Origin of the sequence: Skermanella mucosa, assembly GCF_016765655.2 — a bacterium.
GTDB classification, from domain to species: Bacteria; Pseudomonadota; Alphaproteobacteria; order Azospirillales; family Azospirillaceae; genus Skermanella; species Skermanella mucosa.
The window spans coordinates 5865565-5888830 of the sequence record NZ_CP086106.1; the positions used below are offsets into that span (position 1 = coordinate 5865565).

The window sequence follows — 23266 nt, forward strand, 5'->3', positions numbered from 1 at the left end:
TCATCGCCGGTCAGATCATCCTCTGGCCGAACAGGTCCTCCTCGATCAACCCGATCTCCTCCGTCAGGTCGAAATACCGGGCGGTCCAGGCCTCGTCGCCCCGCTTGCAGCCGTGCTCGTTGACCTCGCAGGTGTGGGCCGTGCAGATCGGGCGCAGGTGCGGGGCGACGGTGCAGCCGCGCGGCCCCATGAAAGGCAGGGCGGGATGCCAAGTCGGCTCCAGCCTCTCGCCCCAATATTCCAGCGCGAAGTCGCGCGTCAGGTCGCAATACATCGGCGCGCAGCAGGACAGCGGCTTGGCGCATCGGCTGCCGGCGCATTCGGGTTCGGTGTGGGCGGCCAGTTCGGCATAGAGCACGATCAGGCGCTGCCGCGGATCGTCGGGCATCTGCCTGTTCCTGGAAGCGGTTCCCGATGGTGCGGCGGCGGCACGCCGGAATCAAGACCCTCCTGCCCGATCTATCGGGGCATCCGGCTGAATCCGGTCAACCCTTCTGTAAGGCAACCCAACGAATGCCCATCTGTTAATAGATGTAACTGTCTAAAAGCGGAACCGGCGCCCGCCGTCGCGACCGCTCGCCACTCGTCGATGCAAGGAACAGCAATGAAGTCGCAGAAAAGTCAGGTTGGGTCGATCAACGATCTCAACGCTCTGGTCGACGAGTATCTCGCCAAGGGCAACAAGATCACCCAGTGCCCGCCCGGTCCGTCGGAAGAAGTCGTCTACAAGAACCAGTACCGCAAGCGCCCCAAGAAGCCCGACGCCGCGGCCGCGCCGGCCGAGGCGCCCGCCGAGAAGACCGACGCGCCGACCGCGTCGGAGTAACAGAACCCGCTCCGGCACCCCCAGCGGGGCTCAGCCCCGCCGGGCCGTGTCGATGATTTCCGCCATCAGGTCGCGGGCATCCTTCAGCCGCTCGTGGTTCAGCCCTACCACCGGGAAGCTCCCCGAGGTCATCACGCTGACCACGGCGTTGACATGGTCCAGGTGCTCGTCCAGGTCCGGCGACGGTCCTTGCCTCCGGCGCTCGTGGATCAGGTGGTCGCGCATCGCGACCAGGCAGCGCAGCACCTCCACGACCTCCTCGTGGTGCTGCTCCGGCCTCTCGGCCAGGACCCGGTCCAGCATTTCCAGGGCCTTGCCGCAGCCGTGCCGCTCGATCACCTCGGGCCCGATCATGGCAGCCGCCTCGCGCCGCGCGCGGCGAGATCGCGGTCGACGCGGCGGCGCGGGGAAGTCCCCTCCGGTTCCCGCCGGGTCAGGCGGAAATACTCGTCCGGGCGCTCCGCCGACCGGTTGCCGGCCTGGAAGACGGCCTGGCGCATGACCATCCCCCCCGCCAGGATCGCGAGCGAGCCCAGCACCGAAAGCCCCCGGCTCGGCCGCTTCGACAGCGCGTTGACCGCGTGGCAGGCCAGCGGCACGCCCAGGCCCAGCGCCAGCGCCCCGGCCTTGTATCCGGCGCCGATCGGCCCCTCGCGCAGGGGCTGGCCGACGCCGGCCTCGCGCTGGCGGCGCTCCGCCACGGCCGAGGCCACCAGTTCCCCGGCGGCGGCGATGGCGGCGAGGCCGTCCAGCCGCCGGCAGTTCCCGGGATCGCCCGCGACCTGCTCGCCGAGGGACAGGGCCGCCGCGGCCGTCGCCATGGCCGAGGTGCCGAACTGCACCGCCATGGCGCGGGGCGCGGCCGCCCACAGGGGCGTGCTGGTGGCGCTGAGCAGCGCCGCGGTGTAGGTGCTCATTCCGGCACCCAGGAAGGCGGCCGGGACCTGCGCCATGTCGGCCGCGCGCCGAAGACCGGACCGGCTGCCGTCCCGCCGCCGCTCGCCGGCCATGTGGCCCAGGGCGGTCAGGCCGCTGGCGAGGCCGAACCCGGTCAGGATGTAGGACCCGAACGACATGGGCGAACTGGTCCGGTAGATCCGCAGCATGTTGTAGAATCGCTCGGGCGTCTTCAGGTCGGCGATCAGCAGCGGCGGCCCGGCCAGCGCGCCGGCCAGCGCCAGATAGCGCCCGTTGCGCACGATCGTCTCGTCCCGCCCGTCGCCCAGCCGGTCGGCGAGCGTCGCGACGATCTGCGACGATCCCGCGATGCCGGCGATATAGACATAGGCGGCGATCTTCCAGTCGAACGGGCTCGGCTTCAGGGACGCCTGGCCGTAATAGGTCTCGCCCTTCCAGTCCTTCGCCATAGCATCGGGCGCCATCGCATCGGGCGCCATCGCATCGGGCGCCATCGCATCGGGCGCCATCGCATCGGGCGCCATCGCATCGGGAACCGCGTTCATCGGTCCCCTCCCCGCCCGGCCGACATCAGGGCCGCGGCGGCGAGGGTCAGCCCGGCCATGGCGGCGAGCCCCGTCAGGAAGCTGGGCCGGACCCGCCCGCTCGCCCGGGTCGGCGCTGCGGGCAGGTTGTAGACCTCCGGCCTGTCGGTCAGCAGGAAGAAGGCGTTCAGGTGCTTCAGGCCGCCGGTCGCCCCCGGCGTGTCCGGCGCGCCGTAGAGATAGGCGTCGGTGGCGCCCTTCTCGTGAAGGCTCTCGACCCGCTGCCGGGCGCGGTCGAACAGTTCCTCCACCTCGCCGAACTGGATGCTGTCGGTCGGGCAGGACTTGGCGCAGGCCGGCTCCAGCCCGCCCTTCAACCGGTCGTAGCACAGCGTGCATTTGTGCGCCTTGCCGTCCGCGGCGCTCAGCTCGACCACGCCGAACGGGCAGGCCGGCACGCAATAGCCGCAGCCGTTGCAGATATCCTGCTGGACCACCACGGTGTCGAATTCGGTTCGGAAGATCGAGCCGGTCGGGCAGGCTTCCAGGCAGGGAGCGTTGGCGCAGTGCTTGCACACGTCGCTCATCATCAGCCAGTTGCTCTGGAACGGTGCCATGTCCCGGGCGCGGTCGCCGCCGCTGCCGATCTTCTCGACGAAGGCGACGTGCCGCCACGTGTCGGCGCCCAGGTCGCCGGTATTGTCGTAGCTGTGCCCGGTCAGGCCCAGGTTGTCGGCCGGCAGCCCGTTCCATTCCTTGCACGCCACCTCGCAGGCCTTGCAGCCGATGCACAGGGTCGTGTCGGTGAAGAAGCCATAGCTTTTGCCCGGCACGATCTTGGTGCCGCAGGTCAGTTCCGACTCGTCCGGGATCACCCCGTTCGGGAAGGACTCAGCATAGTCGAGTGCCCGGGGGTGGACGCCCATCAGTCTTCTCCTCGGGAACCGTCATGTCTCATCAGGCGTCCGCGCCTGACATTGCAGACCAGCGCCTTGTTCTCGTGCATGCTGGTGTTGGGGTCGCCGACCACGGCGGTCAGCACGTTGGCGATGTCGCCGGTGGCGTAGCCTTTCCAGCCGAAATGCCAGGGCATGCCGACCTGGTGGACGACCCGCCCCTCCGCGAGGCGGAACGGCTGCATCCGGTCGGTCACCAGCGCCCGCGTCTCGATCTCGCCGCGCAGCGTCGAGATCACGATCCAGTCGGTGTTCCCGATGCCGAGGTCCCGCGCCAGCTCGGTCGGGATCTCGGCGAACCCTTCCGGCTGAAGCTCCGCCGTGACCGGGACGGAGCGGGTCGGCGTGCCGCCGGAATGGTGCTCGGTCAGCCGGTACGTGGTGAAGGCGTGGGGGAAACGCGGATCGCCGGGCTCCGCCAGCTGGTTGTCGGCCTCTTCCCAGCGCTTGGCGACCGGGTTGGACTGCCGCCCGTACAGGGGATTGCGCACCGGGCTTTCCAGCGGCTCGTAATGGGTCGGCAGCGGACCGTCCTTCATTCCCGACGGGGCGAACAGCGACGCCTTGCCGTCGGCGATCATGATGAAGGGGCTGCGGCCGTCCAGCGCTTCCATGCCGACCGGGTGCTTGCTCCAGTCCGGGTCGTATCCGGGCGCCTTGGTCTTGGGGAAGTCGATCGAATCGTCGCCGGTCCAGCTTTCCTTCTCCGCGTCCCACCAGACCAGCCGCTTCTTCTCCGACCAGGGCTTGCCCTCGGGGTCGGCGGAGGCCCGGTTGCACAGGGTGCGGCGGTTCTCGGGCCAGGCGAAGCCCCAGCCCAGGTGGGTTCCCGGTCCCTGCGGCCCGTCGGCCCGGCGCGAGCGGGACCGGTTGTCGCCTTCCTCAGGGAAGACGCCGCAATAGATCCAGCAACCGCAGGCGGTGGAGCCGTCGTCCTTGATGTCGTTGATGCCGGTCAGCTGCTTGCGCTCGACCCAGGTATAGCCGTTGATCTCCTTCAGCACGGCCTCGGCGGACGGGTCGCGGTCCAGCCCCATCTCCGGATAGTCCCAGGTCAGGTTCCGGATCGGCAGGTCCCGCTCCTTGTCGCTGTCGGCGTACAGCGCCTTCAGGCGGAGGCCCAGGTGATAGATGAACCAAAGCTCCGACTGGCTGTCGCCCGGGCCGTCCACCACCTTGTCATGCCACTGCAGCAGACGGTGGGTGTTGGTGAAGGTGCCGTCCTTCTCGCCGGCCAGCGAGCCCGGCATCAGGAAGATCTCGGTCTTGATGTCCTCCGGCTTCAGGTCGCCGTCGCGCACCAGATGACCTTGGTACCAGAAGGAGGCGGTGTCGGTCTCGGCGCAGTCGCGTACCACCATCCAGTCCAGTTCGGCCATGCCGGCCTGCACCATCTTGGAATTGCTGCCGCCGATCGCCGGGTTCTGGCCCAGGAAGAACATGCCGCGGATCACCCCGTCGCGCATCGCCAGCGTCTGGGGAAGCTGGCTGTGGTCGCCGACGATCTTGGGCAGCCACTCGTAGCCGAAGCCGTTGGACGGGGCCGCATGGTCGCCGTACCAGGCCTTGAGCAGGCTGACCATGTATTTGGGGAAATTGTGCCACCAGCCGGTCGGCGTCTGCTCGGTCTCCAGGAACTGCTTCAAGTCCTTGTGCGGCCGGTAGGCGTGGGGCTGCTGGAGATATCCGGGCAGCATGTCGTACAGGGTCGGGATGTCGGTGCTGCCCTGGATGCTGGTGTGCCCGCGCAGCGCCAGCACACCGCCGCCCGGCCGCCCGACATTGCCCAGCAGCGCCTGGATGATCCCGGCGCCGCGGATCATCTGCACGCCGGTGCTGTGGTGCGTCCAGCCGACCGCGTAGCAGATCGCCCCGGTCCTGTCCCGGCCGGAATTCCGGGTGATCGCCTCGCAGACCTTCAGGAAGGTCGAGGCCGGGCAGCCGGTCACCCGCTCGACCATCTCCGGCGTGTAGCGGGCGTAGTGCCGCTTCATGATCTGGTAGACGCAGTTGGGATGCTGGAGCGTGCGGTCGTGCGGCGGCGGCCCTTCGCTGGTGGTCTTTGAGGTGTCGTTGAAGGACTCGGTCGTGGTCGCGTGGTGCTCGGCCAGCGACGACGGCACCTTCATGCCCTCGTACTGCCAAGTGTCGAGCACGTAGCTCTTCTTCCCCTCGTCCCAGCCGGAGAAGACGCCGTCCAGCTGCTCCGGGTCCTGGTAGTCGGGCGAGATGATCATCGCGATGTTCGTGTATTCAAGGGCGTATTCCTTGAACCACAGGTCGTTCTCCAGGATGTAGCGGATCATGCCGCCCAGGAACGCGATGTCCGATCCCGCGCGCAGCGGCGCGTGGATGTCGCACATGGCCGAGGTCCGCGTGAAGCGCGGGTCGGCATGAACGATCGTGGCGCCCTTCTCCTTCGCCTGCATCACGAAGCGGAAGGCGATCGGATGGTTCTCGGCCATGTTCGACCCCATCACCAGGACGAAGTCGGAATTGGCGAGATCCCACTGGGCGAGCGTCGCCGCTCCCCTGCCATAGGTGGCACCCAGACTGGGCACCGACGAGCTGTGTCAGACGCGGGCCTGGTTCTCGATCCAGACCATCCCCAGGCCGCCCGAGAACAGCTTCTTGATCAGGTAGTTCTCTTCGTTGTCCAGGGTGGCGCCGCCCAGCGAGCCGAGGCCCAGCGTGTGGTTGACGGTGGTGCCGTCGGGCAGCTTGTGGACGAAGGTCTCGTCGCGGGTCTGCTTGACCAGATGGGCGATGCGGTCCATCGCCCAGTCCATCGGCTTCGCCTCCCACCGGTCGGAGTGGGGCGCCCGGTACAGCACCTTGTCGATCCGGTCGGGCATGGTCATGAGGCCCAGGGTGGCCGCTCCCTTGGGGCACAGGGTCCCCTGGTTGATCGGGCTCCGCGGGTCGCCCTCCACATGGATCACCCGGCCGTTCTTGGCGTACATCAGCTGGGCGCAGCCGACCGCGCAGTAGGGGCAGATGTTGGTGCCGACCGTGTCGGCCTCCTCCAGCCGGGGCCTCAGGCCCCGCGACATGGAGCTTTCCGCCGCCTTGGTGGCGGAGGACTGGCCGGCGACCTGGCGCGGGACGGACCATTCGCGGACGAAGCTCCCGATGCGCTCGGGGATCGTGCGGCTGCGGATGCGTTTCATGGTCGTGCCCTCGCTCTGAATCTCATCACCGGCGATTCACCGGCCGGTCCCGTCGGCCAGCCACATGTCCTGGACGATGCCGGCGATCAGGCCGTCGGCATCCTTGTAATGGACGGTCACCCGCGCCTGGGACCGCTGGAGGCCCGGCAGGTCCTGCGGCTCGACCGGCGCCGAGGGCGCCAGGACGAACAGCATCGGCTGGCCGTCCTCCGGCTCCATCTTGAACCGCCCTTCCTGGACGATCGTGATGGTGCCGGTCATGGTCTTCAGCGCGGACTTCATGGACCCGGACCTTTCGCCCTCGCGGCGTCTTTACCGTCGAAACTCCCGGTTTGGTAACGACGGCCAGGGCGGGAGGTTCCCAAGAATGATTCGGGGTTCGGAACCGGCGGCGGATTCGACGGCACCGACCACCGCCGCGTGGACATGGCCAAGGTTCCGGAGCGCCGCGACGCAATCCTCCGCCCGGTCGGCCGGCACCCCGGCGAGCAGGCCGCCGGCGGTCTGCGGGTCGAACAGCAGGTCCGGCACGGGACCGTCGGCATGAGCCGCAGCCGCGGCGTTGCCGGGATGCAGGGTGCTGCGGACGCCGGCCTCCAGCAATTCGGCGGCGCCGTCCAGCGCCGGGACGGCGGCGGGATCGAGGCGGAGGGTGGTTCCCGACGCCTGCATCATCTCGACCAGATGGCCGAACAGGCCGAACCCGGTCACGTCGGTGCAGCCGCCGGCCCCATGCTCCGCCAGGCAGCGGGCGGCCGGTCCCGACGGCTGGTCCATCGCCGCGAGCGCCCCCGCCACCCAGCGCGCCCGCGCCCTGCCCCGCATCGCGCCGGCGAGCAGCACCCCGGTGCCGAGCGGCTTGGTCAGGATCAACCGGTCGCCCGGCCGGAGGCCCCCCTTGCGCAGCAGGCGTCCCGGCTCGACCGAGCCGGTGACGGTGAAGCCCAATGCCGGCTCCGACGCTTCCGCGCTGTGGCCGCCGACCAGCAGGGCGCCCGCGTCCCGCAGCACGTCCAGCCCGCCCCTCAGCATCTGGAACAGGTCGTCCTCGACGATGTCCGGCCGCCCCGGAGGCACGCAGGCGATTGCCAGGGCGGTCGAGGGTTCCGCCCCCATGGCGTGTATGTCGCCCAGCGCGTGGTTGGCCGCGATCCGGCCGAACAGGTAGGGATCGCCCGTGAAGGCGCGGAGGAAATCGACGGTCTGGACGGTCAGCCGCCCGGCCGGCGGCGGCTGGATCACCGCGGCGTCGTCGGTTCCGGAGTCCAGCCCGAGCCGGCGCAGCGCGCCCTTCAGGGCCTCCGCCGGCACCTTGGCGCCGCAGCCGGCGCAGCGCGGTTCGGCCGGCGAAGCCGACATGGGTTTCGGCGTCATCGCCGGGACCTCCTGGAACTTCCTCATGAAGCCCCGGTCGATCCGGTCCTTCAGCCACCAGGCCCAGCGCCCCTCCGCGGAGAAGCCCCCGCGCGAGGCGACGGCGTAGCGGTCCCCGGTGCTGATCAGCTTCAGGTAACTCCGCTGCGGCGTGAAGGGCACCGGCGGCTGGCCGGCCAGGGCACGGCGCAGGTTGCCGGTCAGCGGCGGCCCCTGGCGGACCGCGAAGACCCCCGCCTTCTCGCGCGGGTGTTCCAGCACCGCGGCCACGTCGCCCGCCGCGAACACCCGGTCGTCGTTCACGGAGCGCAGCGTCGCTTCCACCGCGACGAAGCCGCGCTCGTCGAGCGTCAGCCCCGTCCCGCGCAGCCAGGGCGCGGCACCCGCCTGGACCGCCCACAGCGCCTCGTCGAACGCGATCCGCCGGCCGTCGGCGCAGACCAGGGCGCCCGGTTCGACCGCGGCCACCTCGGCGTCGGTGAGCACCTCGACCTCCCGCTCGGCCAGCAGGCGGACGAAACGGTCACGGACCCGCGCGCTGTCGTTCGCCAGGAGTTGCCCCCGCGTCACCAGCACCACGCGGGGCCGGAGCGCCGCTTTTCCTTCCGCCGCCATGAGACACTTCAGCCGGTGGTCGATCGACAGCGCCAGTTCCACCCCCGCCGCCCCGCCGCCGACCACCGCCACGTCGAGCCGCCGGTCGGCCGCGCGGACCCGCTCCACCACCGCCGCCCAGCGGCCGGCCAGCCTGTCCACCGGCTTGACCGCCGTCGCGTGCTCGGCCGCACCCGGAACGTCGTGGGCCCGGGGCGTCGACCCTATGTCCAGCGACAGCACGTCGTAGCGCACCGGCGGCCGGCCGGTCAGCAGCACGGCGCGGTTAGCCCGGTCCAGGCCCGCCGCCTCGGCATGGATCAGCCGGGCGCCGGCGAACCCCGCCAGCTTCATCAGGTCGATATGGCAGGCATCATGGTCGTAATGGCCGGCGATGAAGCCCGGCAGCATGCCGGAATAGGGCGTCTCCACGTCCCGGGTCACCAGCGTGACCCGCACCCCCGGCATCGGGCGCATGCCGAAGCTCCTGAGCACATGGACGTGGGAATGGCCGCCGCCGACCAGCACCAGCTCCGCCATGGTCCCGACGGAGGACGTCCCGCCGCTCACAGGCGCCACAGCAGGACCCCGTCGGGCACCGCGGCCCGGTCCAGGCATGATTTGACGTCCACCGCCAGCCCCCGCCCGCCGTCGAGCAGCCGGGCGATGCCGGGCCAGCCCGCCTTGAGGTAGCCGGCGTGCGGGACGGCCAGGATCACGGCGCCGGCCGGCGGCAGGGCGTCGAGCGGCAGCAGCTCGATGCCGTACTCGTGCCGAGCCTCGGCCGGGTCGGCCAGGGGATCGTGCAGGGCGACGGCGACGCCGAAGCTTTCCAGCTCGCGCACGATGTCGACGACGCGGGTGTTGCGGATGTCCGGCACGTTCTCCTTGAAGGTCAGGCCCAGGACGGTGACCCGCATCCCGCTGCCCGCGCCGCCGCCTTCCCGCATCAGCCGCTTGACGGTTTCCTGCGCGATGAAGGCGCCCATGCCGTCGTTGATCCGTCGCCCGGCAAGGATCACTTCCGGCTGGTAGCCCGCCTGCTCCGCCCGGTGCGTCAGGTAATAGGGGTCAACCCCGATGCAGTGGCCGCCGACCAGGCCGGGGGTGAAGTTCAGGAAGTTCCACTTGGTCCCCGCCGCCTCCAGCACGTCGCGGGTGTCGATGCCGAGGCGCTGGAAGATGCAGGCCAGCTCGTTCATCAGGGCGATGTTCAGGTCGCGCTGGGTGTTCTCGATCACCTTGGCGGCCTCCGCCACCGCGATCGACGGCGCCCGATGGATGCCGGCCCTGACCACGCCGCCGTACAGCGCCGCGACCCGGTCGAGCGCCGCCGGGCTGGAAGCCGAGACCACCTTGGTGATCGTCTCGAACCGGTGCTCGCGGTCGCCGGGATTGATCCGTTCCGGAGAATAGCCCACTTCGAAGTCGCGACCGAACGACAGCCCGGACTGCTCCTCCAGGATCGGCACGCATTCCGCCTCGGTGGCACCCGGGAACACCGTCGATTCGAACACCACGAGGTCGCCGCGCTTCAGCTGTCGCCCCACGGTGCGCGACGCGGACAGCAGCGGCCCCAGGTCGGGCCGCTTCGCGTCGGAGATCGGCGTCGGCACGGTGACGATATGGACGGTCGCCTCCGCCAGGGCGGCGGGGTCGTCGGTCAGCTCGATCCCGGCCTCCGCCAGCGCCTCCGCCGTGACCTCGCCGGTCCGGTCGCGGTGACGCCGAAGTTCGGCGATCCGCCGGGAGTCGATGTCGAACCCGATGACCCGCTGGCCGCTCCGGCCGAACGCGACCGCGATGGGCAGTCCCACATATCCCAGCCCGACGATGGAGATGGCGTGATCGCTGCGCATGGGCCGGGTTTCTTTCGGTGTGGAGGACGGGAGCGGACAGATAGCAGATAGGCGCTCCCGCGGGAAATCCGATGAACCGGCCCCTCCGGACGAAAAAAGCCCCGGCGCGCGCGGGCGCGCACCGGGGTAAAGTCTGGCTATCGCCGCACTCTCGTGCGTGCACGGCCCCCCTCTCCTGCCGCAATGGCAAGGGCCCATGCCTGGGAACGGCTACCGGATGGTCCTGACGGAGACCTTGGCCCCGGTGCCGAATTGGGTGATGGTGACCGGCGGGGCGTTCGGATTCGCCGTCACGTTGCTGGAGAACGTGGCCTCGTGCCGGTTCCCGTTCTGCGTGATGGTCGCCGCCATGGTGCCGGTCTGCAGGCCGGCCGCCTGATTGCGGTTGCCGGTCTGGTTGACGACCGCGAAGTTGCCGGACCCGGACTGGAGGAGGGAAGTCTCGTTCCGCTGTCCCCTCTGCCGGGTCTCGAAGAAATTGTTCGATCCGTTTTGCGTGATCGAGACCGCATTGTCGCGTCCGATCTGGTCGATATAGGCGCTGCTGGACCCGGCGATGGCCGGACCGGAGCCGAGTGCCGCCAGGATCAGGGCGGAGAACAGGAGCTTGCGCATCGTCGCCTCCCGGCTGGAAGAGTGAAGGAGAAGGGGGGAAGCCCGGAGGCTTCCCCGAAGCGTGCCCCGGGGATCGATGCCGGACCTGGTGTCAGTTCTGCTTGACGGCGGACTGGTTGCCGTTGCCGATCTGGGCCGTCGAGCCGTAGTTGCCGTTGCCGATCTGGGACATGCCGGAGCGGTTCTGCGAGCCGTGCTGCTGAACCATCGACTTGTTGGCATCGCCGTTCTGGTACTGCCAGGAGATGTTGCCCCCGCCCTTCTGCGTCAGGTCCAGCAAATTGCCGTCGCCGTAGGTGACCTGCATGCCGAAGTTGCCGATGCCGTCCTCCTGGAGGATGCCCGCCACGTTGTCGTCGCCCACCTGGATCTGTCCCGCGAAATTGCCGGCGCTGACCTGGTCGATCTCCGCCAGGTTCCGGCTGCCGGCCTGGGCCTGCGCGGCGATGTTGTCACCGCCTCTGGGTCTGGAGGTGGCGATGGCTTCGTTGTCGTCGCCCGACTGGAACTGGGCCGCGATGTTGCCGTTCGACGAGTGCCGTATGGTGACCTTGTTCCGGTTGCCGTCCTGCTGCTGGTACGCCCGGTTGTTCTCGACCTCGGGCTTGGCGAGGGTTCCCTTCTGGACGAGGATCGCCTGGTTCGAGGTGCCTTCCTGGAGGACGATCGAACCGTTGCCGTCGCCCACCTGCGTCTGCCGGCTCCAGTTCTTCGTACCGCTGACGACGGCCGAGGCGCTGTTTCCGTCGCCCTTCTGGTACTGGAAGGACCGCGAGTCATAGCTGATCCCGTCCACCGGGGTGGAGTACTGCAGGTACCCGTTGTCGGTGCCGGTCTGCGACATGGAGGCGGCGTTGCCGTCGCCTTCCTGGGTGACGGTGATCTCGTTCCGGCTGCCGCTCTGGGCCGTGTCGTTGAAGTTGCCGTTACCGATCTGGTCGATATAGGCATAGTTGTTGTCCGCCAGCACCGGCCCGGCGGCTGCGAGGGTGGCGAGGGCCACGGTGGAGAGAAGAATTTTCCGCATGGTCGTTCAGCCTCTCTTGATCGTAAGCGCCGGTCGCTCGCCGGCTTGACGCGGGGGAATGGACGGACGAAGGCCCGTGGGGACGCGCGGGAGCACGGAGGCTCCCGCGCCGGCCCGCTTAGCGCTGGGTCACGGTGGACCGGTTGCCGGAACCGTTCTGCGTCACGTAGGCGGCGTTCTTGGAGTAGTACTGCTCGACCTTCGAGTTGTTGCCGCTGCCGGTCTGCGAAACCAGGGCGTAGTGTTCGGAACCGTTCTGGCGGGTGGTGGAGACGTTCCACGAGCCGGCCTGCGTCACGTCCGATTCGTTGGCGTCGCCGATCTGGTACTGGTAGGAGACATTGCCGCCGTAGCCGGACTGGCTCAGCCTGGCCAGGTTGTCGTTGCCTTCCTGCAACTGGAGGCCGTAGCTGAAGGCGGCGGTGCCCTGGGTCATGTGGGCTACGTTGGAGTCGCCCGCCTGGACCTGCTCGCCCTTGCTGAAGTTGCCGGTCTGCGTGACGTAGGCCTGGTTGTAGTCGCCGACCTGGGTCTGGTAGGCCGCCAGCCCGAGGCCGTCCGCCTTGGCCTCGGCGCGGTTGTGGTCGCCCCTCTGGAACTGGTCGATCAGGCCAAGCGCGCCGCCCTGCGTGTTGACGATGGCGACGTTCACGTCACCGTCCTGCTTCTGCTTGGTGGTCAGGGACGAACCGGTGCTCTGGTAGGCGATGGCGTCGTTGTGGCCGCCGTCCTGCTCCTGGTCGATCAGGTTGTTCGAGCCGATGCCCGGCTGACCGGCGACGGCATAGTTCTCGACGCCGTCCTGGTCCTGCAGGATGGTCTGCCTGGACCCGCCGTGCTGGGTCGCGATCGCGTTGTTCTTGTGGTTCTTCTGCTCCTGCGAGATCCGGTTCTTGCTGCCCGCCTGGGTCGCCTCGGCCTTCTGCTCGGTGCCGGTCTGGGTCTGGTCGATGCCGTAGACTGCGGTGCCGATCCGGCGGCCGAAGACGTAGATGTCCACCGGGCGGTTGTCGGAGCCGGACTGGACCGCCGTGGCAAGGTGGTCGGAGCCGGTCTGCGTCTGCGTCGTGCTGTTGCGCGCGCCGGTCTGCGTGATGTAGGCGTCGGAGCCGTTGCCGCCGGACTGGGTGACCTTGCCATACAGGTCGGCACCGGTCTGCTTGACGTCGGCCATGTGGTTGTTGCCGACCTGATCGACATAGGCCGCGTTGCTGTCCGCCAGCGCGGCGCCCGAGACGGTCAGCGCGGCGAAAGCGACGGTGGAAAGAAGAAGAGTGCGCATGTCCTTGGACCTTTCTTTGATTATAACAAAAGCCAGAAACAACGACCACTGAAATGGCCTAACCAAATCATTCACCGAATTACAGGCAATCAGGCGGGAGCATAAATACTCCCGCACCGATCCTTTTATTTCTGCGTAACAGAGGAACGGTTATCACTTCCTTTTTGGGAAACGATCGAGTAGTTGTAAGAATTCTCCTGTTTCTGGAAAGAATAGTTGTTGTTACCGCCGAACTGCTTCACCCGGGCCTCGTTGTCGCTGCCGAACTGGAGCTGCATGGCGTCGTTGCCGTTGCCGAGCTGTTCCGCCTTGGCGAAGTGGCTGTAGCCGACCTGGATCTGCGTCAGGGTGTTGTCGGAACCCGACTGGAGTGCTTCGGCCTCGTTCCACGTGCCGTACTGGCCGACAGTCGCCTCGTTGCCGCGGCCGACCGCCTGATCGACCGTCGCCTTGTTGTCCGTGCCGTACTGGGTCACGTCGACCTTGTTGGCGGTCTGCGCCGTCGCGATGCCGGACTGGGTGACGCGGGCCTCGTTGTCGTCGCCCCACTGGTCGATCTTGTTGTCGTTCTCGTAGCCCGACTGGACCGAGAACGCCTTGTTGGCCAGGCCACGCTGATCGATGTCGGAGTCGTGCTGCCCGCCGGCCATCGACTGCGACGCTTCGTTGTACGAGCCGTACTGGTCGATGTAGGCGTCCTGGATGCCGCCGGACTGCGTGGCGGCCGCCCGGTTCTTGTAGCCGTCCTGGACGATGCCGGTGAAATTGGCACCATCCTGCTGGTTCTGGATCGCCTCGTTCTCGACGCCCTTCTGGTTGATCCTGGCGTCGTGCTTGGTCCCGCGCTGGGTCGTGGAGGCGGTGTTGCGCTCGCCGTCCTGCCTGGTGTCGCTCAGGTGACCGATGACGGAGTGGGCGTTGTTGTTGGTCTGGTCCTGGGTGTTGACGTTGCCCGAACCGATCTGCTCGACATAGGCCTCGTTGCTGAGCTTGGCGTCCTTGGGCGCCGCCACCGCGGAACCGGAGATGGAGAGAGCCACGAGAGCGACGGTGGAGAGAAGAACCTTACGCATGGAGTTGTGAACTTTCGCTTGCTGAGAAATACTGGTAGGGTGATGAAGTCGACCTGAAATGGTCTAACGAATTTCTTTTCCGAGAACTTCCCGCAAGTCGGGCACAAAGCTTGCCTGACTTGCGGGCTCTCCTTGTCGTCTTCCAGATATACTGACCGGCGCGTCACTCCTTGATCGACGGCGCGCCGGGGATCGGGCTGCGGCCGTCGGGCAGCACATAGACCGGGGCCGGAGGGGCGGGCGGCAGGCCCGGCTGCACTTCCGGCTGGATCTGGCCTTCCGGGCTGGGCCGGACCTGGGGTTCGTCGCTCGGCGGCGGCTCGATCCGGGTGCCGTTCTGGCCGTTCCGGTACTCCTCCAGTGTCGCCTTGACCGTCTGGACGCCGTAGAGGCCGTCCTTCTCGCGCCAGTACCGGTCGATGAGCGGCTGGGCGAGCGACTGGTCCTTGAGGCCCCAGTAACCGTCCACCAAACCCTCGACCACCAGGGCGTAGACCGACTTCTCGATCGCCTGGCGGACAGCCAGGGTCGGCGGCTCGTTGGTGGTGAAGCCGGTCTCTATCTCCAGCAGTTCCTTGAAGCCGACGAAGCGGAAGGCACCGCCCTGGGCGCCGACCGAGTAGATGGTCTTGGTCGTGCTGACCGACTTCAGGATTTCGCCGGTCTGCACCGCGATGGCGCGGAGATAGACGGTCACCGTGTCGCGCCGATACTTCACGTCGCCGCCGATGCCGAGATAGCGGGCACCGACGCCACCCGTGATGGTGTTGCTGTCGTAGCCGATGATGCCGCCGTCCAGGATGATCCCGGCGAAGCTCATGGGCGGCAGCGCCGGCTGATTGCGCCCGCCGTATTCCTCGCGGGTCGCCCGGATGATCTGGCGTTCCTGGAGGACCGAGGGGAGCGAGGCCCTCTCGACGGTGGTGAACCATTTGCGGCCGCCGGCCTTCTCCAGCGCCTGGACCAGGATGGTGGCGCCGCCCTGGGTCACCGCCCGGCTGTATTCGGAGAAATTCTCATTCGGCTTGTTCTGGCCGGTCAGGTCGTCGAACCGGTAGACCGCGACCGAAAGCTTGCGCGCCGGTTCCGGAAGCGAAGCCAGTTCATCGAGGCTGACGGTCTGCTGCTCCAGCATGGGCTGTTCGGACAGGGCCAGTTCGGGGTGGGTCGAGGCGCAGGCCGACAGGGCGGCCAGGCTGGTCGCGACAAGGGCGAGTTTCTTGAAATTCATGATCGGATATCTCCGTCGTCATCGATTGTCCGCGGGTTCTGGCAGGAGGTCCGGAGACGCTCAGAACCGGGGGATGGTGATGACGGAGGTGCCGCCGCCGCCGCTCAGGGTCAGGTTGATGTCGTTGCCTGCGCGGTTCCATTCGATGATCTGGTCATCGATGACGACGCGGCCCGCGTCCTGCGCGTTCTCGCCATAGATCTGCTCGGAGATCTGGCTCGCGACGCGGCTCAGGATGCTGGAGCGGATGATGCGGGAGAACTCGTCCTGCTGGGTCGTGGCCCCGTAACTGAAATCCTGGGCCGACGGGTCCTTGTATTTGTCGATGGCGCTGGCGATGCCGAGCAGATGGGCGGAGTTGCCAGGATAGCCGCCGAACGAGGGATTGACCGGCTGATAAACCAGCTCTCCTGCGGAAGCCGAAGCGATGCCGGCGGTCAGAATGAGAGTTGAAAGCAGAGAGTATTGAGCGATCTTAGCCATCGTCGTCCCTATTTTTTATAGTTACTGACCGTTTACTGTCAGTACCGGGTCGATTTTGATTGCCGGACTTGGTTGTTCGTCGTCACCGGCATGACCAAGACATTACCGATTAACGGCATTTTAGCCAAATGCCCGTGTGAGGATAAAAAACATATAAAGTTTTATACTTTCTCGGAACGGAACCACTCCCCGGAGCTTCCCGTCGTGAGCGCCAACCGCTCCACAGGTTAACAAAGTGTAAATACATATCGGGGTAGCCGCGCCCGGTCGCGGTTCCCTTCCGGCAGGCCGGGGTCGTACCCCTTGGGGGCCGCGCCATCACAAGGCTTCCGAGGGTCGTCCGCCAACTGGACATCATATCCGGTTGGCCGCCTTCTCCCGAAACTGATTTTCCGCATGGCAGGAGGCTGACCGGTCTGTCCGTTTCCACGGCTTCGCCAAGGAACCCGGAACTTCCCCAACCCGTTCTCCGGGTTCCGGCGCAAGGCGCCTTGGTGGGAGATTAGGGATCATGAGAAGCACAGCACTAGGCGCTGCCTTGGCCGCGGGTGTCCTGGCGGTCTTCGCTCCGGGCGGGGCCCGGGCCCAGGACGTCAAGGAGACGGTCTGCGCGCAAGGGACCTATTCGGAGCCGTGCCCCCAGGTGATCTGGTGTCCGGCGTCCAATTGCGGGATCGGCATCCCGCAGCCCGACGGCCAGCTCGAGATCATTTCCTCGACCGAGAAGAAGATGGACGGCACGCAGCGCCGCCCGGTCCAGGCCGGCAAGCCGATGACGCTGGAAAGCATCACCGGCCGGGTGATCGTGTTCGAATGGGAGGATGCCGGCCAGGTCGAGCAGGCGGGATCGGACCTCACGATCAAGGACATCCTGTACGTCGTCATGCCGCCCGCCGGGTCCGGCTGAGCGTCGGATTTAACCAGGCGCCCGGCTCCGCGCCGGGGACGGTCCATGAACGGCATTCGAACGGGAAGAGAATCTGATGATCAAGTTGCGCATCAACGGGCAGGAAAAGCAGTATGACGGTGACGGCGAGATGCCGCTGCTGTGGTACCTGCGGGACGAGCTGGGGCTGACCGGCACCAAGTTCGGCTGCGGCATCGCGGCGTGCGGCGCCTGCACCGTCCATCTGGAAGGCGAGGCCGTCCGGTCGTGCCAGACCCCCGTCAGCGCCGCCGAGGGCATGTCGGTGACCACCATCGAGGGCCTGGACCCCGAGGGCGAGCATCCGCTCCAGAAGGCGTGGCGCGCCCAGGCCGTTCCCCAGTGCGGCTATTGCCAGACCGGCCAGATCATGCAGGCGGCGGCCCTGCTGAAGCAGACCCCGGACCCTACCGACGAGGATATCGACAGCGTGATGTGGGGCAACATCTGCCGCTGCGGCACCTATAACCGCATCCGCAGCGCGATCCGCGCCGCGGCGAAGGAGGCCTGAGATGGCGGCCACCCGACTTTTCAATTTCAGCCGGCGCGACGTGCTCAAGGGCATCGTCGCCGGCGGCGGCCTTGTGCTGGCGGCGCGGATCATGCCTTTGGGCAGCTCCGTCGCCCAGACCGCCGGGGCCTATGGCGCCGCCGCCATGCCGCACGGCACGGTCAACAACCCCAACGCCTTCATCTCGATCGGCAAGGACGGCATCGTCACCATCGTCTGCCACCGTTCCGAAATGGGCCAGGGCGTGCGCACCGGCATGCCGCAGATCGTCGCCGACGAGCTGGAGGCCGACTGGGCACGGGTGCGCGTGGTCAACGCGCCGGGCGACGAGGAGAAATTCGGCAACCAGGACACCGACGGGTCGCGCAGCACCCGGCATTTCATGCAGCCGATGCGCGAGGCGGGCGCGGCCGCCCGCATGATGCTCGAGGCGACGGCGGCCAAGCGCTGGGGCGTCGAGCCCGGCGAGGTCGAGGCCCGCGACCACGAGGTCGTCCACAAGGCGTCGGGCCGCAAGCTCGGCTACGGCGAGCTGGCCGAGGAGGCGGCGACCCTGGAGGTCCCGGCCAACGACCAGCTCCGCCTGAAGAACCCCGAGCAGTTCCGCTACATCGGCAAGGCGATGCCGCTGGCCGACGGCTTCGACATCACGGTGGGCAAGGCCCAGTACGGCTTCGATACCTGGATGGAAGGGATGAAATACGCGGTGGTCGCCCGGCCGCCCGTGTTCGGCGGCAAGGTCGCCTCGGTCGACGACAGCGCGGCGCTGAAGGTCCCCGGCGTCGAGAAGATCGTCCGGATCGAGGGCACCCCGGCGCCCGCCAAGTTCCAGCCGCTGGGCGGCGTCGCCGTGATCGCCAGGAACACCTGGGCGGCGATGAAGGGCCGCGACGCGCTCAAGATCACCTGGGAGGACGGACCGCACGGTTCCTACGACAGCGAGGCCTTCCGCAAGCAGATGGAGGAGACGGCCCGCAAGCCGGCCAAGGTGGTGCGCGACGACGGCGACGCCGAGGCGGCCCTGGGCAAGGCGGCGAAGAAGGTCGAGGCGGAGTATTATATACCGCACTTGGCCCAGGCGCCGATGGAGCCGCCGGCCGCGACGGTGCGGATCCAGGACGGCAAGTGCGAGGTCTGGGCCTGCGTCCAGGCGCCCCAGGTCACCCGCACCGACGTGGCGGAGCGGCTGGGCATGAAGGTCGAGGACGTGACGGTGCATGTCACGCTGCTCGGCGGCGGCTTCGGCCGCAAGTCCAAGCCGGATTTCGCGATCGAGGCGGCGCTCCTGTCCAAGGAGATGGGCGGCGCCCCGGTCAAGCTGCTGTGGACCCGCGAGGACGATATCCGGCACGGGTATTATCATACCGTCTCGGTCGAGCGGATCGACGCCGGGCTGGACGACAAGGGCAAGGCGGTGGCCTGGCGGCACCGCAGCGTGGCGCCGAGCATCACCTCCATCTTCATGCCCGACGCCAGGCACCAGGGGCCGTTCGAGCTGGGCATGGGCCTGGTGGATGTGCCGTTCGACATTCCCAACCTGCGCTGCGAGAACGGCGAGGCCGAGGCCCACGCCCGGATCGGCTGGTTCCGGTCGGTGTCGAACATCCCGCACGCCTTCGCGATCCAGTCCTTCGCGGCCGAACTGGCGGCAGCATCCGGCAAGGACCAGAAGGACTATCTGCTGGAACTGCTGGGGCCGCCGCGGGTGGCGGCGCTGGAGTCGCTGGACACCCTGTGGAACTACGGTGAATCGACCAAGGTCTATCCGGTCGATGTCGGCCGGCTGCGCAACGTGGTCGAGCTGGTGGCGGAGAAGTCGGGCTGGGGACGCCAGCTGCCCAAGGGCCACGGCCTGGGAATCGCGGCGCACCGCAGCTTCGTGACCTATGTCGCGACGGTGGTCGAGACGGTGGTGGCCGAGGACGGCACCCTGACCATCCCCCGGGTCGACGTGGCGGTCGACTGCGGCAACGTCGTCAACCCGGAACGGGTGCGCGCCCAGATGGAGGGGGCCTGCATCATGGGCCTCAGCCTGGCACTGTCGAGCGAGATCTCCTTCAAGGAGGGCCGCGTGGTCCAGGGCAACTTCGACGACTACCAGGTCGCCCGGATCGATCAGGCCCCGCGCGAGATCAACGTCCACATCGTGCCGTCGAACTGGGACCTGGCGCCGGGCGGCGTCGGCGAGCCGGGCCTCCCGCCCTTCGCGCCGGCCCTGACCAACGCCATCTTCGCGGCGACCGGCAAGCGCATCCGCCGGCTGCCGATCGGCGACCAGCTCAGGGCCTGACCGCCGGGGAACGGAAGACGGGAAAGGCCGGGCGCATCCAGGGGCGGCACCAGGGATATTTGAACAGCTGTTCAGATTGACAGGTGCCGCTACCGGCACTAAGGTGCCCCCGACCATTGGGGAGTAGCCACCCTCCTGCGGGAGGGGTTCGCGCCAACAGACTCGGGGATAGCCCGTGGCGCGTGCGGCAACCGGGCGTCAAGTCCGGAGGCTCGGCGAGACTGATGGCACGACCGCCGCCCGAAGGCCAACCGGGTGCGGGCGTGCTATCCTGTTTCGTCTGGCCGGAGATACCCGGATGTTCGGCGCCACGTCGTTCGCGCTCGCCTTCAGCCTTTCCATGGATTCCTTCGCCGCAGCATTGGGACGCGGCGCCGCCCATTCGCGGCCCGGCCTGCCCGAGGCGTTTCGCGTCGGGGCCACTTTCGGCGCGTGCCAGCTCCTGATGTCGGTGGTCGGCTGGGCGGTCGGCGTGTCCTTCGCCGAGGCGGTCCAGGGCGTCGACCATTGGATCGCCTTCGCGCTGCTTCTTCTCATCGGCGGCAGCATGGTCCGCAACGCGCTGGCGGGAGAAGCCGACGACGGTGCCGCGGCCCGGCGATCCGGCTGGCTGTCTCTGCTGGCGACCGGCGTCGCCACGAGCATCGACGCCAGCGCGGTCGGCGTCGGCCTCGCCATGGCCGACCTGGACATCGTGGTGACGGCGACGATCGTGGGTCTCGTGACTTTCCTGATGGGGTTCGGCGGCGTCATGCTGGGCCACATGGCCGGCCCGCTCCTCGGGCGCCGCGCCGAATTGATCGGGGGGCTTGGCCTGATCGGCATCGGCACCAAGATCCTACTCGAACACCTGAAGTCATGATGCATATTGTCCGGTACCTATCGGACGCGAGACCATCAAGAGCCTGGAGATCCTGCCATGTGCTGCCGCCCAGCCGTCGAACGAGCCTTTTCCGAGATGAAGGCGTCCGGAGCCCCCGACCGGCACGCGCTCGAGGCCGCACTGATCATCCACCGCTTCCACCATCCGGAGATCCCGTTCGACGAGGCGCTGACGGAAGTATCGCGATGGACCGTCGGGCGCCTGGTGCATTAGGCGCCCGGTCCGGGCGGGCGTGGGAAGCAACAGGGGCGGCAGGTTGCGCCGCCCCTCCGATCCGATCCGCTCCTCAGGAAGCGACGCTGTCCAGTTCCCGGCGGCGGGCGTCGGGAATGTTCAGGCGGCTCGCCAGGAAGTCCAGGTAGCGCCGCTCGGTCTCGGAACCGCCGCGGATCGCGATCTCCGATGCCAGATAGACCTGCTCGGCGGTGTCCTGGTCCCTGACCTGGCGGATGATGTCGTCGGTCGAGCGGGGCTGGCGGATCTCCTGCTCGACGATCTGCCGCTCCTCCGGTCCGGCGCCGGCCTTGTCCAGGTGCTGCACGATGCGCTGGCGCTCCTCGGCGGTGATCTGGCCGTCGGCGTTCGCCGCGGAGATCATGGCGCGAATCAGCAACAGGGCCTGGTCCTCGTCCATGCGGGGTTCCGCCGGCACTTCCTTGGTCGGCTGGAACACCCCCAGGGCGTCGAAGATCGGGGCGAAGGGACCGCTGGCGCCCGTCTTCTGCGTCGGCTCCGCCGGTGTGGACGCGGCCTGCCCGCCGCTGCCGCTGTCCCGGTAGGCCTTGTAGGCGAGATAGGCCAGCGCGGCCATGCCGGCCTTGCCGCCCAGGCCCATGCCGGCCTTCGTCCTGCCGCCGCCGAGCAGCATCGGCGCGGCGGTCGCCAGCGCGGCGCCGCGACCGCCGGTCCGTCCCGCGAGCCCGGATACCAGCATCGTGCCGAGCACCTTGGTCAGATTGGCCATGTCAGCCTCCCGTATCTTGTTTCGATGGATCGTTAACGATTGCCGGGCTCCGAGGTTCAGCATGCCCCGGGGTTCCACGGCCGTGGGTCGTAGGTCGGCTAGAGCGAAGCGGCAGCCGACCTACGGTTGAGTGTCATGGTCGCCGTTTCCGCGGGCAGCGATCACCAGCGCCACCATGGCGGCCAGCGGCGGGACCAGGGCGTCGGAAGCTCCCATCGTCCAGAGCGTGGCGCCGCTGACCATGCACCACAGGACGGGTAAGACCATCAGAACCCACCGCCACGGGCCGGACGCCAGCGCCACGATGCCGAGCGTGCCGACGGCGGTGGGATCGGGCGTCATGGCGAAGACCTCCACCTGCGACCAGTCCCGTCCGGCCAGCACGCCGGCGAGCGGCTGCGCCGCCAGGGCGAAGGCGAACAGGCCGAGCCGCCAGGGGCGGCCGGCGGCGAGGTCCAGCTTGCCGCCCAGCGTGCCGGCCAGCACCAGCAGCGCGGCTTGCGCCAGGAACAGGCCCGCGAACCAGGTCGCCGCCCAGTTGATCGTGGCGTAGCGGGTGTAAAGGAAGCTCCAGGCGACCCACGCCCAGCAGGCCGCCAGCAGGGCCGCGGCGATGCGGCCCCTGGCCGGGCCGCCGCGCGCAGCCAGCGCCAGGATCGCGACGCCGACGGCGAGCGCCGCCAGATGCGCCGGCCACAGGTCCGCGTTGTGAAGCTCGAACAGGCGGTGATATGTCCGGGACGAGAACAGCAGGAAGTCGGAGAGCGTGTAGGTCCACCACTCCGACATCAGAGATCCTCGACATGGGCCGCCATGCGCCGGCGCATCGCCTCGTCCGGCATCGGTCCCCGCGCGGCGGCCATGTTCTCCCGCACATGGTCGACCCGGGTTGTCGCCGGGATGGCGCAGGTCACCGCCGGGTGCGAGACGATGAACTTGAGCAGCAGCTGCGCCCAGGTGTCGCACCCGATCTCAGCCGCCCAGCCGGGTAGCGCCTCCCCCTCCAGCCCGCGGGTCAGGGCGCCCTGGCGGAACGGACGGTTGACGATCACCCCGATGCCGCGCTCGGCGGCCAGCGGCAGGATGCGCTCCTCCACTTCGCGGTCCAGCACGTTGTAGCTGACCTGGACGAAATCGAGCGGGTGGTCGCGCATGATCCGCTCGAACTCGCCGTGGCGCCGGCCCTCGGAGGTCGTGATGCCGACATAGCGCAGCCGGCCCTCCGCCTTCATGGCGAACAGGGTCTCCAGGTGCCGCTCCCACGAGAGCAGGTTGTGGACCTGGAGCAGGTCGAACCGGGGCACGCCCCAGTGGCGGCGCGACTCCTCGATCTGCCCGGGACCGGCGGCGGGGGACGAGATCCAGACCTTGTCGGTCGAGAACAGGGCCGGCGGGTGGCCGAGCCGGTCCAGTCCGTGGCCGATCACCGCCTGGGACGAACCGTACATGGGCGAACTGTCGATCATCCGCCCGCCGGCCTCGAAGAAGGCGGCCATGACGTCGGCGCACTCGTCCCGCAGCACCGGGTCGTCGCCCACATTGAAGGTGATCCAGGAGCCGAGGCCGACCATCGGCATCGCCTCGCCGCTCGACGGGATGGGCCGGGTCAGCGGCGGCGAGGGCGGAGGCGAGGCCTGGGCCCTGCCCGGGGAAGGCGTCAGGACGGCCGCAGCCCCGGCCGCCGCCATCAGTCCCAGCAGGGAGCGGCGGCTGAGTCTCGGCGTTTCGGTCATCGGGCAGTCTCCATCTCGGGGGGAACCG

The 23266-nt window shown here is 68.3% G+C and carries 23 protein-coding genes; 6 read left to right on the forward strand and 17 right to left on the reverse strand.

Features of this window, described 5'->3' with window-relative positions; all coding sequences use genetic code 11:
• Positions 1-10 precede the first annotated feature (10 nt).
• Entirely contained in the window at positions 11-388 is a 378-nt protein-coding gene (locus JL100_RS27140) for a hypothetical protein (protein ID WP_202684949.1), read from the reverse strand.
• Positions 389-604: 216 nt separating this feature from the next.
• Between JL100_RS27140 and JL100_RS27145 the strand changes: the two genes are divergently transcribed.
• Entirely contained in the window at positions 605-826 is a 222-nt protein-coding gene (locus JL100_RS27145) for a hypothetical protein (RefSeq protein ID WP_202684950.1), read from the forward strand.
• Between the two features lie 30 nt (positions 827-856).
• Here JL100_RS27145 and JL100_RS27150 read toward each other — a convergent pair whose 3' ends face one another.
• The 13 genes from JL100_RS27150 to JL100_RS27215 all read right to left on the reverse strand — a co-directional run bounded on the left by JL100_RS27150 (position 857) and on the right by JL100_RS27215 (position 15932).
• Complete coding sequence (locus JL100_RS27150; protein WP_202684951.1) at positions 857-1180, reverse strand: hypothetical protein; 324 nt, start codon at positions 1178-1180, stop codon at positions 857-859.
• The gene (nrfD, locus tag JL100_RS27155; protein WP_202684952.1) at positions 1177-2289 is read right to left on the reverse strand and encodes an NrfD/PsrC family molybdoenzyme membrane anchor subunit; all 1113 of its coding nucleotides are present in this window, start codon (positions 2287-2289) and stop codon (positions 1177-1179) included. Before nrfD ends, JL100_RS27150 begins: the two co-directional genes overlap by 4 nt.
• Positions 2286-3194, reverse strand: a complete 909-nt coding sequence (locus JL100_RS27160) for a 4Fe-4S dicluster domain-containing protein (protein WP_228420929.1) — start codon at positions 3192-3194, stop codon at positions 2286-2288. The genes nrfD and JL100_RS27160 overlap by 4 nt, the downstream gene beginning before the upstream one ends.
• Complete coding sequence (gene fdh, locus JL100_RS27165; RefSeq protein ID WP_323378331.1) at positions 3194-6394, reverse strand: formate dehydrogenase; 3201 nt, start codon at positions 6392-6394, stop codon at positions 3194-3196. The genes JL100_RS27160 and fdh overlap by 1 nt, the downstream gene beginning before the upstream one ends.
• A 36-nt stretch (positions 6395-6430) precedes the next feature.
• Positions 6431-6676: a hypothetical protein gene (locus JL100_RS27175; protein WP_202684955.1), complete on the reverse strand. Its 246-nt coding sequence runs from the start codon at positions 6674-6676 to the stop codon at positions 6431-6433.
• A 30-nt stretch (positions 6677-6706) separates the two neighbouring features.
• The gene (gene selD / locus JL100_RS27180; protein ID WP_202684956.1) at positions 6707-8941 is read right to left on the reverse strand and encodes a selenide, water dikinase SelD; all 2235 of its coding nucleotides are present in this window, start codon (positions 8939-8941) and stop codon (positions 6707-6709) included.
• Entirely contained in the window at positions 8929-10221 is a 1293-nt protein-coding gene (locus tag JL100_RS27185; RefSeq protein WP_202684957.1) for a nucleotide sugar dehydrogenase, read from the reverse strand. Before JL100_RS27185 ends, selD begins: the two co-directional genes overlap by 13 nt.
• Positions 10222-10431: 210 nt before the next feature.
• The gene (locus tag JL100_RS27190; protein ID WP_202684958.1) at positions 10432-10836 is read right to left on the reverse strand and encodes a hypothetical protein; all 405 of its coding nucleotides are present in this window, start codon (positions 10834-10836) and stop codon (positions 10432-10434) included.
• Positions 10837-10927: 91 nt separating this feature from the next.
• Complete coding sequence (locus JL100_RS27195) at positions 10928-11863, reverse strand: hypothetical protein (protein ID WP_202684959.1); 936 nt, start codon at positions 11861-11863, stop codon at positions 10928-10930.
• Between the two features lie 118 nt (positions 11864-11981).
• On the reverse strand, positions 11982-13145 hold the full coding sequence (locus tag JL100_RS27200; RefSeq protein WP_202684960.1) for a hypothetical protein: 1164 nt from the start codon (positions 13143-13145) through the stop codon (positions 11982-11984).
• 125 nt (positions 13146-13270) lie between these two features.
• Complete coding sequence (locus tag JL100_RS27205) at positions 13271-14218, reverse strand: hypothetical protein (RefSeq protein WP_202684961.1); 948 nt, start codon at positions 14216-14218, stop codon at positions 13271-13273.
• A gap of 163 nt (positions 14219-14381) precedes the next feature.
• A complete protein-coding gene (locus JL100_RS27210) occupies positions 14382-15449 on the reverse strand; it encodes a CsgG/HfaB family protein (protein ID WP_202684962.1) in 1068 nt (355 codons plus the stop codon).
• Positions 15450-15509: 60 nt separating this feature from the next.
• Positions 15510-15932, reverse strand: a complete 423-nt coding sequence (locus tag JL100_RS27215) for a curli assembly protein CsgF (protein WP_202684963.1) — start codon at positions 15930-15932, stop codon at positions 15510-15512.
• 511 nt (positions 15933-16443) lie between these two features.
• Between JL100_RS27215 and JL100_RS27220 the strand changes: the two genes are divergently transcribed.
• The 5 genes from JL100_RS27220 (at position 16444) to JL100_RS27240 (ending at position 20754) form a co-directional block, all read left to right on the forward strand.
• Positions 16444-16839 (forward strand): hypothetical protein, encoded by a 396-nt coding sequence (locus tag JL100_RS27220; protein ID WP_202684964.1) that lies wholly within the window; start codon positions 16444-16446, stop codon positions 16837-16839.
• A gap of 76 nt (positions 16840-16915) precedes the next feature.
• The gene (locus JL100_RS27225) at positions 16916-17368 is read left to right on the forward strand and encodes a (2Fe-2S)-binding protein (RefSeq protein WP_202684965.1); all 453 of its coding nucleotides are present in this window, start codon (positions 16916-16918) and stop codon (positions 17366-17368) included.
• Position 17369: 1 nt separating this feature from the next.
• A complete protein-coding gene (locus JL100_RS27230; RefSeq protein ID WP_228420930.1) occupies positions 17370-19658 on the forward strand; it encodes a xanthine dehydrogenase family protein molybdopterin-binding subunit in 2289 nt (762 codons plus the stop codon).
• 298 nt (positions 19659-19956) lie between these two features.
• Positions 19957-20520 (forward strand): manganese efflux pump MntP, encoded by a 564-nt coding sequence (locus JL100_RS27235; RefSeq protein ID WP_202684966.1) that lies wholly within the window; start codon positions 19957-19959, stop codon positions 20518-20520.
• Between the two features lie 96 nt (positions 20521-20616).
• Entirely contained in the window at positions 20617-20754 is a 138-nt protein-coding gene (locus tag JL100_RS27240; RefSeq protein WP_202684992.1) for a hypothetical protein, read from the forward strand.
• Positions 20755-20827: 73 nt separating this feature from the next.
• On the opposite strand, the gene JL100_RS27245 is transcribed toward JL100_RS27240, so the two are convergent.
• The 3 genes from JL100_RS27245 to JL100_RS27255 form a co-directional block, all read right to left on the reverse strand.
• Positions 20828-21505 (reverse strand): tellurite resistance TerB family protein, encoded by a 678-nt coding sequence (locus JL100_RS27245; protein ID WP_202684967.1) that lies wholly within the window; start codon positions 21503-21505, stop codon positions 20828-20830.
• 120 nt (positions 21506-21625) lie between these two features.
• Positions 21626-22294, reverse strand: coding sequence for a DUF6064 family protein (locus JL100_RS27250; RefSeq protein WP_202684968.1), 669 nt, complete (start codon positions 22292-22294; stop codon positions 21626-21628).
• Positions 22294-23238: an aldo/keto reductase gene (locus tag JL100_RS27255; protein WP_202684969.1), complete on the reverse strand. Its 945-nt coding sequence runs from the start codon at positions 23236-23238 to the stop codon at positions 22294-22296. Before JL100_RS27255 ends, JL100_RS27250 begins: the two co-directional genes overlap by 1 nt.
• Positions 23239-23266 lie beyond the last annotated feature (28 nt).